The following is a 14127-nucleotide window of genomic DNA, read 5'->3' as shown; positions in this document are numbered from 1 at the left end:
GCCATAAGTTAGCACCCTACCCAATAGACCTCTTGCAAAAATAACTAAGCAATCATTTTGGATAGCTTCTAAGTCAATTTTGACACCTATTCCCTATTCCCTATTCCCTATTCCCTGACAACTGCCGCGAAGTCTAATCACAATCTCTTCACATTTGCGCCCTAATTTCTATTTTTAGGTAAGGTAAATAGATCTTGGGTTGAACTTCGGGGTATGGGTATGATTTTTTCAAACAAAGGTAGCAGTTCCAGTAATTGTTCCAACGCCACTCCTTTGGAGCAATTATCCCTGAGTCCCACGATCAGTCCTAGGATCGATTTAGCTTATCCTCACCACCCAGAGCACCAGAGGAGACAAACCTTCACACCAGTTGTCCTGGGTATCAAGAGTTTGCCCTTGACCAAGGAACGAGATATGGGTACCAGCCAAGCCCAGGACTATGAGTCATACATCGGATTAGCTGTGGATGTATTTCAGAGTCAAGACTCAACATTTATCAAATCTCTTAAAGACTTTCTGACTGTTTTACCCAGTCCCACTTATATTGAGCAAGTCTTACTGGCAGCGGTTTATCGACTACCAGAGATTAACCTTGATGCTTGTCAGTGGCTATTGCGTCATCCCGATTATTTGATGCCCGAACTTGACTTAGTGGCAGTAGCGATGACTGTCGCAATCAAGAAGCTTCAGGAGCAAGGGTTAGTGTTGGGTCAAGATTTTAGCGTTGAACCAAATGGTCAGTTATATCTCAGTACTCTGGCAAAAGATAAGTTATGCTTCGGTAGCTCAACTAGCGATCGCCTCTTGCTAGAACAGATTCTGCAAGTTGGGGATTAATCTTGATCATGAATTTATAGAGGCTGGAGCGATGAACAAAACAATTTTATTAATTGAAAATGATAAACTGTTGCGCTCAAATTTTTCAGATTTACTGGAATTAGAAGGCTTTAATGTCCTTACTGCAGAAGATGGTTGGCTCGGGTTAAATTTAGCTAAAGTTATCCGACCTGATTTAATTATTTCTGAAACTAATATACCATCCCTTGATGGGTATGAGCTTCTACAGATATTACGAGATAGGTTAAATACAGCGAAAACACCGTTTATATTTCTAACCAGTGATTCCAAGGAGGATGGCTATGCTCGAGCTAAGGAACTGGGAGCCAATGATTATCTAACCAAACCTGTAGAGAGTCAGGAAATATTAGCAGCAATTAATCAGCAGTTAAGAATACTTCCATTGACTTAAAACAGGGCTTAAAATACGCTATATATTGATTAATAAACCGGTGGACAATAACCGTTTGGCAAAAGGAGTGTAAACGATGGGTAAAACCCTTGTTCACGTAACTACATCGATAGTGATTCAAGAAATTGAAAACGTCTTAGCAACGTATCCGGAGTTTCCCTATCAAGACCTGTTTTCCCAGTCTAAGATACGCGAGGATTTAATTGCTTATGTCCTTAGCCGAATTCCGAATCATTACGAAGTTATAGACAATAGTGAAGCATCATCAAAAAGCCAAGAATTACACCAGTTATCCTCAGAGCAGAAGCTGTATTTAGAAAACTGGATTCACACAGGAATCTATAATTTATTTCATCTAATGGGAAACTACAGCTGGGATAATTACCCGATGCCCCAAACGTTTACCTCAAGGTCTATCTCCTCTAATTTCTGAGCTTGATATCCGACAGTTTATATCATAAAATAGCAGTTCTCAATTGGGTATTGAGAACTGCTATAACATCTATGGTATGACCTGTAAATCAAATGATTAACTGAACTTGATATCAATCGTGATCCAAACCTGATGCAAAATGTCTAAGATTATCAGTAACTTTCGCTAACTCCAGATGTAGTAGGCTGGTTTTCTGGATATTGGTTTTCTGGATATGCTAGTTGGGGATTGCGCAACCGTTCCAACTGTAAACGCCTAAACTCAGAAGCAGCATCATCTAGTCTCTGAGACTGTCCCTCATTGAACTGATCGATATCAACTGTACCCAATTGGGCATTATGGATTAAATCAAAAGCGTTGAAACCAGTGTCTCCAAACCCCCCAAACGTGTCTTGCTCGTTAGGATTATTAAAATTTTCATCCGCTCGAATAGTACCTATACTTTGGGCAGTAGCGGACCCGTGCAGTAACGCTGTAGTAATGCCAAGGGCTACACTCAATACAGCTACAGTAAAAACAGATTGGTTGCTGATCGTCATAGGAATCCCCCTTCAATGGATAAATCTCGCTGGTATTCTGCTATAGAGTTATATATAGTTAACCTGAGTTAACTTGCACATTAACCTGCACAATTGTTACAAATTCATTTTGGACGGTTGACGCGACTCTGTCAATAGTCAACCATCCAGAAAAAGCAATGAGTTAATATTAATTATTTCACGGGATCCTAAGGCTTTAGCCCTAGGAAGAATAATTACAAGCGGCGGCTCAGTAGTGGAGAAATTGCCAGTAATACGACTGTGCTAAAACCAAGCAATACCAAAAGGGATTGGCCAAAGGTAATAGATGCCCAAGGAGCCTGCATCACAAGGCTACCAACAGACCAGTCCTTGTGAAGATAGAGATAGCGAATTGGTTCAATGGCATAGCTGAGGGGGTTAAGACTGGCTACTACCTGTAACCATTTTGGCATGAATGAGAGAGGAGCAAGGGCTGTGCTAGCAAACAGTAGGGGTAAGTTGGTAACAAAAATTACTGCAATTAGTTCAATGTGACCGGGTAGAGCAAATGCTAGTCCTAGACTGAGGGCTGTGACTCCCACTACCAGCAAGAATACTATCAAGCCAATCATCGCCAGACCGGCTAGGTTCGGTAAACCGGCTCCTAAAAAGGCACTGGCGGTGACAATTGCCACAGTTTGCAACAAACTCAGAGCGATTATATATATGGCTGAGGCTGCAACAATAGAGAAGCGAGAGACTAACGGAGCTACTAGTAAACGGTTGAGGAAACCAAATTCCCGGTCAAACATGACAGGTAAGCCAGCGTTGAGTGCTCCGGCAAAGGCGGTAAACACAATCACACCTGCACCGAGGAATTTGCCATAGCTCAAACTCTCACCAAAAATCCCTTGAGGAGCGTTTTGGAATAATGCCCCAAATAGGATTAGCCACATTAGCGGCTGGATAATACCAGCCATTAAGGTAGAAGGTCGCCGTTGCAGCTGAATAAACAGGCGTTTGGTTAGGGCAAGGGTTTCTTGGATAAATTCACTTACACCAGGAGTATCATTGACTGGGATTGGTGCAGTAAGGTCTGGTTGCCAGTTAAGGTCAGATTTAGGAGGGGTAAGGGTTTTACTCATATTCATTCGTGCCATAGATTCTAAAATAGTTGGAGCAATCTGTATTTACTGTCCACTAACCTCTTTCCTATCTCTGCTTTAGGCCATATTTTGTTTCCGCTCTGCCTTGAGATCCCGTTTCCCAGCCTGAGCCAGTTCAGCATCCATCAGGGTTTTACCTGTGGCAGCTAGGTAGACATCATCTAGGCTAGGTCGCGACTGAGCAATCCCAAAGGTCGGTAAACTAAGGTCTTTTAACGCTTGCTGAATGATCATTAAGGCATCGCTTTGGGGTTTAACCACAAGGTTAAGGGAATTGCCCTGATTGCTGTTAATAATGACCTCTTTCACAAAAGGCAGGGACTGAAGCATATGTTTGGCTTGCTTGGCTTCTTCAATGGGGGAGAATTCCCGGATGCGCAGGGTAATGCGATCGCCTCCAACACTATCCTTTAACTGAGATGGTGTCCCCTCAGCTATGATCAACCCTTTGTCAATAATTGCCACTTGGTCAGCTAATGCATCTATTTCTTCGAGGTAGTGGCTGGTGATTAGTAATGTGGTTCCTGAGTCTCGCAACTTTTGCAACAGTTCCCATACCACGAATCTGCTCTCAATGTCAAGACCTACGGTGGGTTCGTCTAGTACTAAAACATCGGGTTGGTGGAGTAAGCCAGCGGCTAAGTCCAGCCTCCGACGCAGACCACCGGAGTAAACGCCAGTTTTTTTATTGGCGTACTCCTTGAGCTGCAAAATGTCAAGGAGTTTATTGATGCGTTCTTTGGCAACTGCTTTGGGGAGGTGATAGAGGTCAGCTTGCAATTGGAGTAGTTCTTTACCAGTGAGTACCTTATCTAGGGCAACTTCTTGGGCTACATAGCCTAGGCGGCGGCGTGCTGCCCTAGGATTGTGTAGTACTGAAATGCCAGATACCTCAATTTTTCCAGCGTCCGGTGCCGTGAGCGTGCATAGGCAACGAATGGTGGTGGTTTTACCGGCACCATTAGGACCGAGTAAGCCAAAAATTTGACCCGGTTCGACTTGTAAGGAGATGTCTTTGACGGCGTGGACATCTCCATAGCGTTTTTGGAGGTTCTGGATTAATACAGCGGCAGCCATAAACTTTCCCTATGCCGGTCAGGGATACACAAATCTCAACAATTTTTATTGTAGCCCCTTGGCCTGGTTAGGGGTAAGATATGGTGTTTTTAGGCAAAACTGCTGAGCAGTGATGGGATATATAGCCCAGCCCCTGGAGCGATCGCGTTTGGCCTTTAGGCCAAGGTCAATCCCATACACTCAAGCTACACTTATTAATCTACACTCAAGCTATGGCGTAGCTGTCTTAAGTTGTCACGGATTAGTCATCACTAACCTTTTCACAGAGGCAAAAGCACCAGCCTAACTCACTAGCGGCAATTGCCTCCTGGGTTTTCTTAAAGGCAGCGCTCAAATCTGGATAGCCCTCCCGAGCCAGCTCGGACACCAATTCGTAACTCTTTTTCAGGTGTTGGCTCAAGTCCTTTATCTGCAAAACGTTAAATCCGATCTGAGTGAGTTTTTCTGCATAGACTTCGGGGCTAAATGTCGGCTCAAACAGCAGTCGGTTGTAAACGTACTTGCGGGCTGCCTCACTAACTTCCTCAATTGGTGTTACCAAGTCATCAAACAGGAAGATGCCTCCTACCCCTAGGACACGGTGAACCTCCGCCAGAGCTTTATCAAGCTCGTGGATGTGGTAAAGAGCGCCTTGACTCCAGGCATGGGTAAAGGAGCCATCTGGGAAAGGTAGGTTAGTGGCTGATTCCTTTTGGAAGCTCACCCGCAAAGAGGGGAAATTACTAGCCTTAGCTCGAGCATTCTCGATATAACTGCTACTGATATCGATTCCTACTACCTCACATCCCGTTTGCTGAGCCAGCCAAACGGCAGCGTTGCCATTTCCACAAGCAACTTCTAGTACCCGGGAGTCGGCAGTAATACCGCTCTGTTCCAGCATATATTCATCCCAGCGCTTGCAGGCTGGCACAAAGTCCTCAGGCCGAGCCTCGGCTAAGTTTTCGAAGTAACCCCAGTGAAGACTGCCTTCTGGATCCCAGAAACTGCGAAAACGTTTGTCTCGTTCGCGATCATCAAACAATGCCTCGGTCTGAGCTTCAGTAAATTGAATTTTTTGCATAGTTAATTCCAGTTAATTCCAGGCTGTTGTTGGTTTATGAGACTGATCAAAATTTAGACTATAGCTATCCTATTTGAATTGTTAAACTTGCTCTTTAATCAGGATATACCAGTTCTGGCTTAAGCAAGTTATTAATAAAAATAAAAATTTTTATTAATAACTTTACTATTGCTATAGTCACCCTAAATAGTATATATTTTTCTAGGTTACGGTGTTCCTAAAGTAAAGTTAAGCAAATGGAATCGCTTCGCGTTTTGTACACCACACAGAATTGTCTCACCTACTTGAAAATCCTAACAATAGGCAGGTTTAGCATATGAACATTTTTACCAAGCTTGAGTCAGAAGTCCGAAGCTACTGTCGATTGTTTCCAACAGTCTTTACCAAGGCAGTGGGAGATACCTTGATAGATGAGAGTGGGCGTACTTATATAGATTTCTTGGCAGGTGCTGGTGCCCTCAACTACGGACATAATAATCCCAAGCTCAAAAAGCGTCTCCTGGAATACATTGAGTCAGATGCTATCACCCACAGCCTCGATATGTTCACCTCTGCTAAGCAGCAGTTTCTAGAACGTTTCGAGGAAGTAATCTTAATACCGCGAGGACTAAACTATAAAGTTATGTTTACCGGTCCTACGGGAACCAATTCTGCGGAGGCTGCTTTGAAGCTAGCCCGTAAAGTGACTGGTCGAAAAACAGTGATCTGTTTTACCAAAGGCTACCACGGTCATACTTTAGGTGCCCTAGCTGTTACACCTAATCCTACCTATCAAAAGGCTGCGGGCATTCCCCTCGGTCATGTCTTAACGGTTCCGTTCGAGGATAAAAATGGCACCAAAGACGACAGTCTTGATTACTTAGAAAAACTGGTTGATGACCTGAGCCTAAATCAGGAAAAACCCGCAGCAGTTATCCTAGAAACCGTTCAATCTGAAGGCGGGATTAATGTTGCTAGTGTTCCTTGGCTTCAACGCCTTGCCCAGATCACTCAAGAGCGATAAATTTTGCTAATTGTTGATGATATTAAAGTGGGATGTGGTCGAACTGGTCCTTTCTTTAGCTTTGAGCGGGCAGGGTTAAAACCTGATTTAGTTTGTCTGGCTAAATCTTTAAGCGCCTATGGAAACCCGATGGCTGTAGTGCTGATTCGACCTGATTTAGACTGTTGGAAACCAGGGGAACACAGTGGTACTTTCCGAGGGAACAATCTAGGCTTTGTGACTGCCACAGCTGCTCTCGACGAGTACTGGGATACGGATGCTTTTGAAAAGGAAATCGCGGACAAAGGTGAGGTAATGAAGAAGCGACTCAAAGACATGATCGCTCGTTATCCAGAAGTCGGCGGCGAACATCGAGGACTTGGTTTGATTCAAGGAATCGCCTGTGAACAAAAGGGGCTGGCTAAAAAAGCTGGGGGGGCGACGAAATAAGCTAAAACCCAGACTCTATAAGCGATATAGCCCTTAGACCTCGTTGATAATACTTTCGTTTATTAGGATTTAGTCTCATTAATTCGGTTACTAATTCTATACAAATATCTTTGAAATTAACCCAGGTTTGACCATATAAACCAACGTAAAAACTGCTATTTCTGCGCTCTATTCTATCAGGTTCTTTGACACGAGCCACATAGGTTTGTATTCCTTGACGTTTAATATGCTGACCTTTAATAGTTGCAGAAGTGTAAGCTATAGCTATCAATAAAACTAAAGAAATAAACCGTTCACCTTCAACTTTAGTATTCTCTAAATGATAACCACCAGTCTTGAAGTCTCTAAACATTTCCTCTATATTAAATCTTTTTTTGTAAGCTGAAATTGCCAGCTCTAAGCTATCAAAGTTTGTCAGAATAAACCATCCTTCCTTAGGAGCTATACCTTTGAGTTTACGTTGCCACTTACAAGCTACATTAAAACTTGTAAATCCCCGAGTCTTAGTCACTTTTACTCCTTGTATAAATAAAGACACTCCAGGTATTAAACCTAAATCATTGAGTGCCACCCAATTATCTTTTTTATATTCAACAAACTCATTCTTTTTTAAACGTAAACAAAAGTATACACCCAAGCTCTGAAGATACTTAGCTAGTTTAACAGAGCAAAATTCTCTATCTCCTAATACACACACTTTATAGTTTTTAATAATCGGGACAATCTTTGATAAAATACTTTGTTGTTCTGTTAAATTACTACTCCCTAACTTGGGCAACAAAGTAAAATATATTGGAAACGCTCTTTTATCCCAAATAAGGCTAACCATGAATAAATTAATGCGACCCCAATTTGTTCTATCAATTGCTAGATAAATTAGGGTTTCTGAAGTAAAGTATGTTTTCAATAATTCTTCAAATATTGGAAACCAAATTTTTTCAATTGTTAGGTTTGGTAAGGATAAAAATCTTTGTAGTCTTTTTCTTCTACTTTCAAATTTAATTGGTAAAGGGAGAGTATTGGCTAATTTTTCTAAGTTAACTTTTTTAATTGACTGTAAGAGATTGATCAGAATTTTTAAAAAAATATATTCAGTTAGACTAAGTTGACTTTTTAGGTGGTTTTGGTAGAATGCTGGTAACATTGTTAATAAGTAGGTCTTGTTGCAAATTAGAGACCTACCTTTTTTTACCACAAAATGCTACTAACTTTACATAGCAAGCATTTCAGCCTGTTTCGTCGCCCCCCCAGCTAAAAAAGTTAGTAATGAAGCTTTCAAGCGGGGTTTAATCTTTGAACCCATGGGAGTGAACAAAGAAGTGATTAATCTTCAGTCTACATTAACGATTGATCCCGACACTTTGACCCAAGGGCTAGATATTTTGGATAAAAGTATCAATGCTGCGCTCTCAAACTGAGTTTGTCAAACCGGCGACTTCTAAAATTTATGCCAACACTTTGCTATGATATTCCCAGGGTAAAGTATCAACTGCAAGCTCCTGGACTGCTGTATCTCCATCTACCGCTGGTCCTTCTTTGACCACTGTGGTCAAAATATGTTTATCGGTCTCTAAGGTTAATCCCTCAGTTAACTTAGATTTCAAGTCAGGTCGGAGTAAAGCAACAGCAGTGAGTAACCCCATTGCTGCCCAATTTGATACACCGCAAACGATGAGATGATTACAAGGAATATTGCAGGCAATTTGTTCTCCTGTGCTAATGCTTTTGGCAATGAGTTCTTTAGGAAGTGTTCCCATACCTAGTTCATTGCCAGCATCACCAATTCCAATTGAAATTATGTCACTGAGGGTAAATAGGAGATGCAAAGGAGCGGTATGAGCAGTGATATCATTCCCGATCATATTTCGGACAGTACCATCGTAACTCGGGCCTGCTCTTTCAATGGAGATAACATGGGAAACTGGTGGTTCAGCACTTTGCCATGAATTCACAATAGAAGAAACGGAGGGATCTTCTGCAGTGGCTGCATCGACAGGAACGACATCAAAAGGAACTTGAGCAGGTATTCCTGCTGCCCGAGCAGCAACCTTGACAGCATTAAGGCATAAAGGATCGGTAACCAGACGGACAGGGATTCCAACTCTAAGTAATCCCGCTGCTAGGTGAGCGCAACCGATGGGGCCATCAGTTTCTGCCGCTGGAGGAGTGCCATGGGGAACAAAAAAACCTGTCATAATAGCCACATGGGGGGATGGATGTTCCGCGATGGAGCGAGCTGCACCAAGCAGCCCCCCCTTGGCAGCCTCCACAAGGGGCTCTATACCATTACCTATGTCCCTTCCACAGATGTTTTCAATTTTTTCTATCCTGGTTAAGACTTCTGGAGAATTTCCAAATGCAGCAGTCATAAGTAATTAAACAGATGCTCCTAAATCAACTAACTTTTTAGAAACTGTCTCCTGGATGACTTCGTTGACGCTATTTTCGAGCAGGTCTAGCCCTTTCTCTAATACTTCTTCGGAAATTGTTAAAGGTGGGAGACATCGAATCACCTGCCCCTGTGCGCCAGCTGTTTCCATGATTAGCCCATTAGCAAAGGCTGTCCGGATGATTTTATTAGCTAGGTTGCCATCTTTGCAGTCTAAGCCCTGAATCATGCCCCTGCCTCTAACGGAAAAACCAGCCTCCAAGTTATTTTTTGCGATCTGCTCCAATCGGAGCTGCATTATGCTTCCTTTTTGTCTAACGGAGGCTGATAAACTGTCGTCTTGCCAATAAATTTCCAAAGCTGCTTTGGCGGTAACAAAGGCTAGGTTAGGTCCTCTGAAGGTGCCGCTATGTTGACCTGGTTTCCACTGGTCTAATTCTGGTTTGATCAGCACCAATGAGAAAGGAAGACCGAAACCACTCAAGGATTTAGAGATAGTAACAATGTCAGGGGAAATACCTACTTCTTCAAAGCTGAAAAAGGAACCAGTCCGTCCGCATCCCACTTGGATGTCGTCTACAACTAAAAGCACATCATGTTTACGACAGACTGTTTCAAGCGATCGCAACCACTCAAAGCTGGCCACATTGACCCCACCTGCTCCCTGAATTGTTTCTACAATCACTGCTGCTGGAAGCGCTACTCCACTACCTCTGTCGGAAAGGACTTTGTCTAGGTACTCTGTAGTATCAATATCCGAACCCAAGTACCCATCATAGGGTATAAAAGTTACCCCTGCGGTGGTGATTCCTGCAGCGTCTCGCTGGGAAATGTTGGCAGTTGTTGCTAAGGAACCTAGGGTTACCCCATGGTAGCCATTGGAAAAGGCAATGACCGTTTCCCGTCCCGTTATGTTGCGGGTCAGTTTTAGAGCTGCCTCCACAGCATTGGTTCCTGTTGGTCCAGGAAACTGAACTTTGTAATTTAATTGCCTGGGTTTGAGGATAATGGCTTCAAAAGCTTCGAGAAACTCCTCTTTAGCTACCGTTGCTAAATCGAGACTATGGACAATACCGTCGGACTCCAGATAACCCAGCAGTCGTTCTTTTAGTTGTGGGTTGTTATGTCCGTAATTGAGCGTACCCACTCCACTGAGAAAGTCAATGTACTTAATACCTTCTTTATCTTCTAGAACAGCTCCTTGTGCTTTCTTAAACACCGTGGGAAATAAACGGCAGTAGCTTCGCACATTGGATTCCAATTGATTGAAGATTCTCATGAGATTATCCTCATTAGTGTTATACGTGATGTTTTCCGCAAGCTACCTGAAAGTTTGGCTACTTATAGTACTACCCATTAAGGTGTTTGACATTGATAAAAGCTGAAAAGCTAATGCACGTCAACTTTTGCCTATTGCCCGCCCCCCTTCTTAAGGGGGGTTAGGGGGGATTCCTCTGGCCTTGCCCGTAGCGCTATACCTTTTAACTTGTGGCGATTCCTACTTACCCCCTCACCCATTTATCCTTTCAACAACTCACCAAATCAAGCGTGTAGGAATCACCAGGATGTCATTAGCCAGCTACATGAGTCAGCTACATGAGTCAGCTAACACTTAACTCTTAAGTTGACAGTTACCGTAAGAAGATGCGTTGTAGTTCTCGAGTGGGATCGCTATAGGTGGTTCTTGCATGTGCTATACATTTGTTGTCCCAAAGCAACAATGAGTATTGCTTCATCCGAATAGCCATGTGATTTTCCTCGTAATACGCTAGAAATCGGTCGGCAATTTCTCCCAAAAACGGCTCGGGAGTAAAGGGCTTTAGGTTTTCTGGATCGGGGCTGTAGTCACCGTATTTAATATAGTTACAAGAAAAGCGGAAAACAGGCTTCTTACCCTCAAATGACAGGATCGGATGAATTGCTCCCTTGGTGCGGTTGGCGTGGACTCCCCTCGTGGCACCAAAATGGTGTCGAGTCTCCATGAGTTTTTTCTTTTCTTCTTCCGTAAGAGTCTTCAGGAATCCTTCCACATAAGCCAACGTGGTCATCCCACCACCACAATCAGAAGGCTTTTTGCACCAAAGCACTAGATAGTTCGGTGGGGTTTGATAATCGCTGGCTTCCGTATGAGGAAGCAAACGCCTTTCACCTCTGGCATCGGAAAATTTGATCAATTCTGGTTCATATCTGACATAGAATATTGGTTTCCCATATTGCAGGATTAACTCACCACCTGTGACCAATTTTGAAAATTCGATCCAGTCAAAATTGGGATCTTCAGTTTCCACATAAATAAAGTGGTTTTGCTCCAGAAAGTTCTGATAATCAGTAATTGATTTATCAAATTTGGGCAAGTTACTTGCCTGATAAGTTAACATCCAAACTCCTTTTTTTTATAAGGCTGAAAAAAATTCACTATAGGCGAAATAAATTCAATACTGGTTACTTGTTTACATTTTTTTAAAAAAATACACATAATAAAATTTTCAAAAAAATACTTAATAAGTAATTACAATGGATTCGTGATATATAAGGGTGTTTCTCAACCAGAGGTTTTGCCATTTATGTCACGGGGGACTTTCATCTGTTCCAAGTTTCCCTCTTAAGCTGCTGTGCATTTTATTGATGCCGTCGCTCATTAGGGAAACCGCCTGTTCCCTTGCTGCATCGCTTAAATTGCCTATTTTAAAATTAGAAAAAAACCTTAAAACCCTGTCCCCATCTACTATCTACGCCAGCTAGCCAGTTAAGTGTGTAACAGATTATTAAGGGGGGCTATAGTCACAGTTAAGCTTTTAGCATTTAACAAAAGTTTGTAAATTCAGTCTCTAAGATACTTTTTGTTAAATAAAGGTTAAAGTTGGTTAAAGTTAAATAAAGCTTAAATTATTGTGTAGGGTGAGATAGGCGGCGAGTACTTTAAAAGCTCACCTGTAGCGAGAGCTGTCCGCCTTAAACCACGCATATTCAGTACTCGATATTTCTTAAGATTTACTTTATAAACAGTCTCTAAGTTGTAGAGCAATTCTTATTTGGGTGAGGTTTTTAGGGAGCTTCCGAGCTGGGAGCTTCCGAGCTGGTAAGAGGGAAGAGGTAAAAAATAGTGAATAATGGATAATTGCCTTTTGCTGATTACCCATTATTCACCTGTATCCTTTCCTAGCCCAGAAATAAGATAAGTAATCAAACAAACGGATCTTATATCATGTCAGGATAATTACCCTTAATAAAAACCTCCCCCATCTCCCCATATTCCCCTCCTGGTCGGGGTTAGGGGTGGGTTCCCATCTCCCCACACTTCCTATAATTATGGGTATTCAACCTAACTTAATATTACTTCCCAATACAGAAACGGCTGAAAATGCGGTCAAGCACTGATTCGGTTACTTCCTCTCCTGTAATTTCTCCCAAGGCTTGAATTGCTCCACGCAAATCTATGGTCCAAAAATCTAAGGGTAACTCTTTCGCAATAGTTTCTTGCACTTGCTCAAGAGACATTTTCGCCCGCGTCAACGCAGCAGCTTGTCGTTGGTTAATCGCTAAATCTAAATCAGCGGCTTGCAGGTTGCCACGATTTACTGCGTCAAGAATTGCCTTCTCCAGAGAATCAATCCCTTGATTGTAGGCAGCGGCTGTCTTAACTACCTGCTCTATAGTATTAGGATAGCATAGGGTAGATTCACTCTTATCACTGGCCAGGTCAGTTTTGTTAATCACTAGAATTACCGGACGTTCTTGCACCTGTTGGTAAATTTCCTGGTCTCCTGCACTCCAGCCAGTGGTTGCTTCAATCACCAGTAATACTAAGTCAGCCGCCATGGCTGCACTACGCGATCGCTCTACTCCAATCTTCTCGACTTGGTCAGCGGTTTCGCGAATTCCTGCTGTATCGAGTACCTGTACCGGGATTCCCCCTACCACTAACTGAGATTCCACCACATCCCGAGTGGTACCAGGAAGGTCAGTGACAATAGCGCGATCGCATCGACTCCAGGCATTCAATAAACTCGATTTTCCGACATTGGGTCGCCCAAGGATCACCACTTTTAAACCGGTGCGCAATAGCTCACCCTGATCCGCTGTGGCTAATAGTTGGGATACTTCTGTTAAGATATTGTTAAGTTGAGCTACAATTGCGCCTTGATCAAGGGGCGGTAAATCCTCCTCAAAATCAATTCGAGCCTCAATTTCTGCCAAAATATCCAGGCAAGTAGCTCTGGCTTCCCGAATGGGTGTGGCGAGCTTGCCCTGCAACCCAGCTAGGGCGGCTTGAACGGCTGCTGGGGAGCGAGACCCCACTAAGTCCGCAACACTTTCTGCCTGAGTCAAATCCAAGCGCCCATTCAAAAATGCCCGTAGGGTAAATTCTCCTGGCTGTGCTAATCTCGCTCCTTGTTCGAGGCACAATTGCAACACTTTTTGGACGGGCATGATCCCACCGTGGCAATGGAATTCTACCACATCTTCACGAGTGTAGGAACGGGGAGCTTGCATAATCAGCAGCAATGCCTCATCCACTAGCTGTTGGGTTTTGGGATGGCGCACATAGCCGTAGAGAATCCGGTGACTCTCCCAAGCCTGACGCCCCGGTGCCTGGAATAAAGTACGGGCAATTGCGATCGCATCCCTTCCTGACAGTCGCACTATACCGATACTCCCTTGTTGGGGGACAACTGCTGTTGCGATCGCAGCAATGGTTTGACTCTCGAACATCTCAGATCAAATTCGCTTGACTAATTATCATATCCCTTTTGGTGGTGGAGGAGTCGGGAGTCGGGAATCGGGAGTCGGGAATCGGGAATCGGGAATCGGGAATCGGGA

General features: G+C 43.2%; 12 protein-coding genes and 1 pseudogene. 4 read left to right on the top strand and 9 right to left on the bottom strand.

What is annotated here, in order from left to right:
- Window positions 1-213 precede the first annotated feature (213 nt).
- From BJP37_RS08675 to BJP37_RS08665, 3 genes are all read left to right on the top strand, one after another.
- Window positions 214-837: a hypothetical protein gene (locus BJP37_RS08675; protein ID WP_214607749.1), complete on the top strand. Its 624-nt coding sequence runs from the start codon at window positions 214-216 to the stop codon at window positions 835-837.
- 31 nt (window positions 838-868) lie between these two features.
- Window positions 869-1249, top strand: coding sequence for a response regulator (locus tag BJP37_RS08670; protein ID WP_075905905.1), 381 nt, complete (start codon window positions 869-871; stop codon window positions 1247-1249).
- A gap of 76 nt (window positions 1250-1325) precedes the next feature.
- On the top strand, window positions 1326-1682 hold the full coding sequence (locus tag BJP37_RS08665) for a late competence development ComFB family protein (protein WP_075898040.1): 357 nt from the start codon (window positions 1326-1328) through the stop codon (window positions 1680-1682).
- Window positions 1683-1834: 152 nt separating this feature from the next.
- On the opposite strand, the gene BJP37_RS08660 is transcribed toward BJP37_RS08665, so the two are convergent.
- The 4 genes from BJP37_RS08660 to BJP37_RS08645 all read right to left on the bottom strand — a co-directional run bounded on the left by BJP37_RS08660 (window position 1835) and on the right by BJP37_RS08645 (window position 5485).
- Window positions 1835-2221: a hypothetical protein gene (locus tag BJP37_RS08660; protein ID WP_075898038.1), complete on the bottom strand. Its 387-nt coding sequence runs from the start codon at window positions 2219-2221 to the stop codon at window positions 1835-1837.
- 215 nt (window positions 2222-2436) lie between these two features.
- On the bottom strand, window positions 2437-3327 hold the full coding sequence (locus tag BJP37_RS08655) for an ABC transporter permease (protein ID WP_075898036.1): 891 nt from the start codon (window positions 3325-3327) through the stop codon (window positions 2437-2439).
- A 78-nt stretch (window positions 3328-3405) separates the two neighbouring features.
- Complete coding sequence (locus BJP37_RS08650; protein ID WP_075898034.1) at window positions 3406-4425, bottom strand: ABC transporter ATP-binding protein; 1020 nt, start codon at window positions 4423-4425, stop codon at window positions 3406-3408.
- A gap of 241 nt (window positions 4426-4666) precedes the next feature.
- A complete protein-coding gene (locus BJP37_RS08645; protein ID WP_075898032.1) occupies window positions 4667-5485 on the bottom strand; it encodes a class I SAM-dependent methyltransferase in 819 nt (272 codons plus the stop codon).
- A gap of 316 nt (window positions 5486-5801) precedes the next feature.
- Between BJP37_RS08645 and BJP37_RS42320 the strand changes: the two are divergent.
- Window positions 5802-6917, top strand: a pseudogene (locus tag BJP37_RS42320) (aspartate aminotransferase family protein).
- Between the two features lies 1 nt (window position 6918).
- Here the strand turns inward: BJP37_RS42320 and BJP37_RS08630 are convergent.
- The 5 genes from BJP37_RS08630 to mnmE form a co-directional block, all read right to left on the bottom strand.
- Window positions 6919-8061, bottom strand: coding sequence for an IS4 family transposase (locus BJP37_RS08630; RefSeq protein WP_075898026.1), 1143 nt, complete (start codon window positions 8059-8061; stop codon window positions 6919-6921).
- Between the two features lie 301 nt (window positions 8062-8362).
- The gene (locus tag BJP37_RS08625) at window positions 8363-9286 is read right to left on the bottom strand and encodes a glutamate cyclase domain-containing protein (RefSeq protein WP_075898024.1); all 924 of its coding nucleotides are present in this window, start codon (window positions 9284-9286) and stop codon (window positions 8363-8365) included.
- Window positions 9287-9292: 6 nt separating this feature from the next.
- Complete coding sequence (gene ectB, locus BJP37_RS08620; RefSeq protein ID WP_075898022.1) at window positions 9293-10585, bottom strand: diaminobutyrate--2-oxoglutarate transaminase; 1293 nt, start codon at window positions 10583-10585, stop codon at window positions 9293-9295.
- A 352-nt stretch (window positions 10586-10937) separates the two neighbouring features.
- The gene (locus BJP37_RS08615) at window positions 10938-11684 is read right to left on the bottom strand and encodes a TauD/TfdA family dioxygenase (protein WP_075898020.1); all 747 of its coding nucleotides are present in this window, start codon (window positions 11682-11684) and stop codon (window positions 10938-10940) included.
- Between the two features lie 955 nt (window positions 11685-12639).
- Complete coding sequence (mnmE, locus tag BJP37_RS08610) at window positions 12640-14019, bottom strand: tRNA uridine-5-carboxymethylaminomethyl(34) synthesis GTPase MnmE (RefSeq protein ID WP_075898018.1); 1380 nt, start codon at window positions 14017-14019, stop codon at window positions 12640-12642.
- Window positions 14020-14127: the final 108 nt, after the last annotated feature.

This window comes from Moorena bouillonii PNG (assembly GCF_001942495.1).
GTDB lineage: Bacteria > Cyanobacteriota > Cyanobacteriia > Cyanobacteriales > Coleofasciculaceae > Moorena > Moorena bouillonii.
The sequence above is the reverse complement of the archived record's forward strand: the minus strand, read 5'-3'. Positions and strand labels throughout refer to the sequence as shown.

What these genes read in the sequence shown, in the direction of transcription:
- BJP37_RS08670 (WP_075905905.1), top strand. Translation starts at nt 869, where the DNA reads ATGAACAAAACAATTTTATTAATTGAAAATGATAAACTGTTGCGCTCA.
- BJP37_RS08650 (WP_075898034.1), bottom strand. Translation starts at nt 4,425, where the DNA reads ATGGCTGCCGCTGTATTAATCCAGAACCTCCAAAAACGCTATGGAGAT.
- BJP37_RS08625 (WP_075898024.1), bottom strand. Translation starts at nt 9,286, where the DNA reads ATGACTGCTGCATTTGGAAATTCTCCAGAAGTCTTAACCAGGATAGAA.
- ectB (WP_075898022.1), bottom strand. Translation starts at nt 10,585, where the DNA reads ATGAGAATCTTCAATCAATTGGAATCCAATGTGCGAAGCTACTGCCGT.
- BJP37_RS08675 (WP_214607749.1), top strand. Translation starts at nt 214, where the DNA reads ATGGGTATGATTTTTTCAAACAAAGGTAGCAGTTCCAGTAATTGTTCC.
- BJP37_RS08665 (WP_075898040.1), top strand. Translation starts at nt 1,326, where the DNA reads ATGGGTAAAACCCTTGTTCACGTAACTACATCGATAGTGATTCAAGAA.
- BJP37_RS08655 (WP_075898036.1), bottom strand. Translation starts at nt 3,327, where the DNA reads ATGAGTAAAACCCTTACCCCTCCTAAATCTGACCTTAACTGGCAACCA.
- BJP37_RS08630 (WP_075898026.1), bottom strand. Translation starts at nt 8,061, where the DNA reads ATGTTACCAGCATTCTACCAAAACCACCTAAAAAGTCAACTTAGTCTA.
- BJP37_RS08660 (WP_075898038.1), bottom strand. Translation starts at nt 2,221, where the DNA reads ATGACGATCAGCAACCAATCTGTTTTTACTGTAGCTGTATTGAGTGTA.
- BJP37_RS08645 (WP_075898032.1), bottom strand. Translation starts at nt 5,485, where the DNA reads ATGCAAAAAATTCAATTTACTGAAGCTCAGACCGAGGCATTGTTTGAT.
- BJP37_RS08615 (WP_075898020.1), bottom strand. Translation starts at nt 11,684, where the DNA reads ATGTTAACTTATCAGGCAAGTAACTTGCCCAAATTTGATAAATCAATT.
- mnmE (WP_075898018.1), bottom strand. Translation starts at nt 14,019, where the DNA reads ATGTTCGAGAGTCAAACCATTGCTGCGATCGCAACAGCAGTTGTCCCC.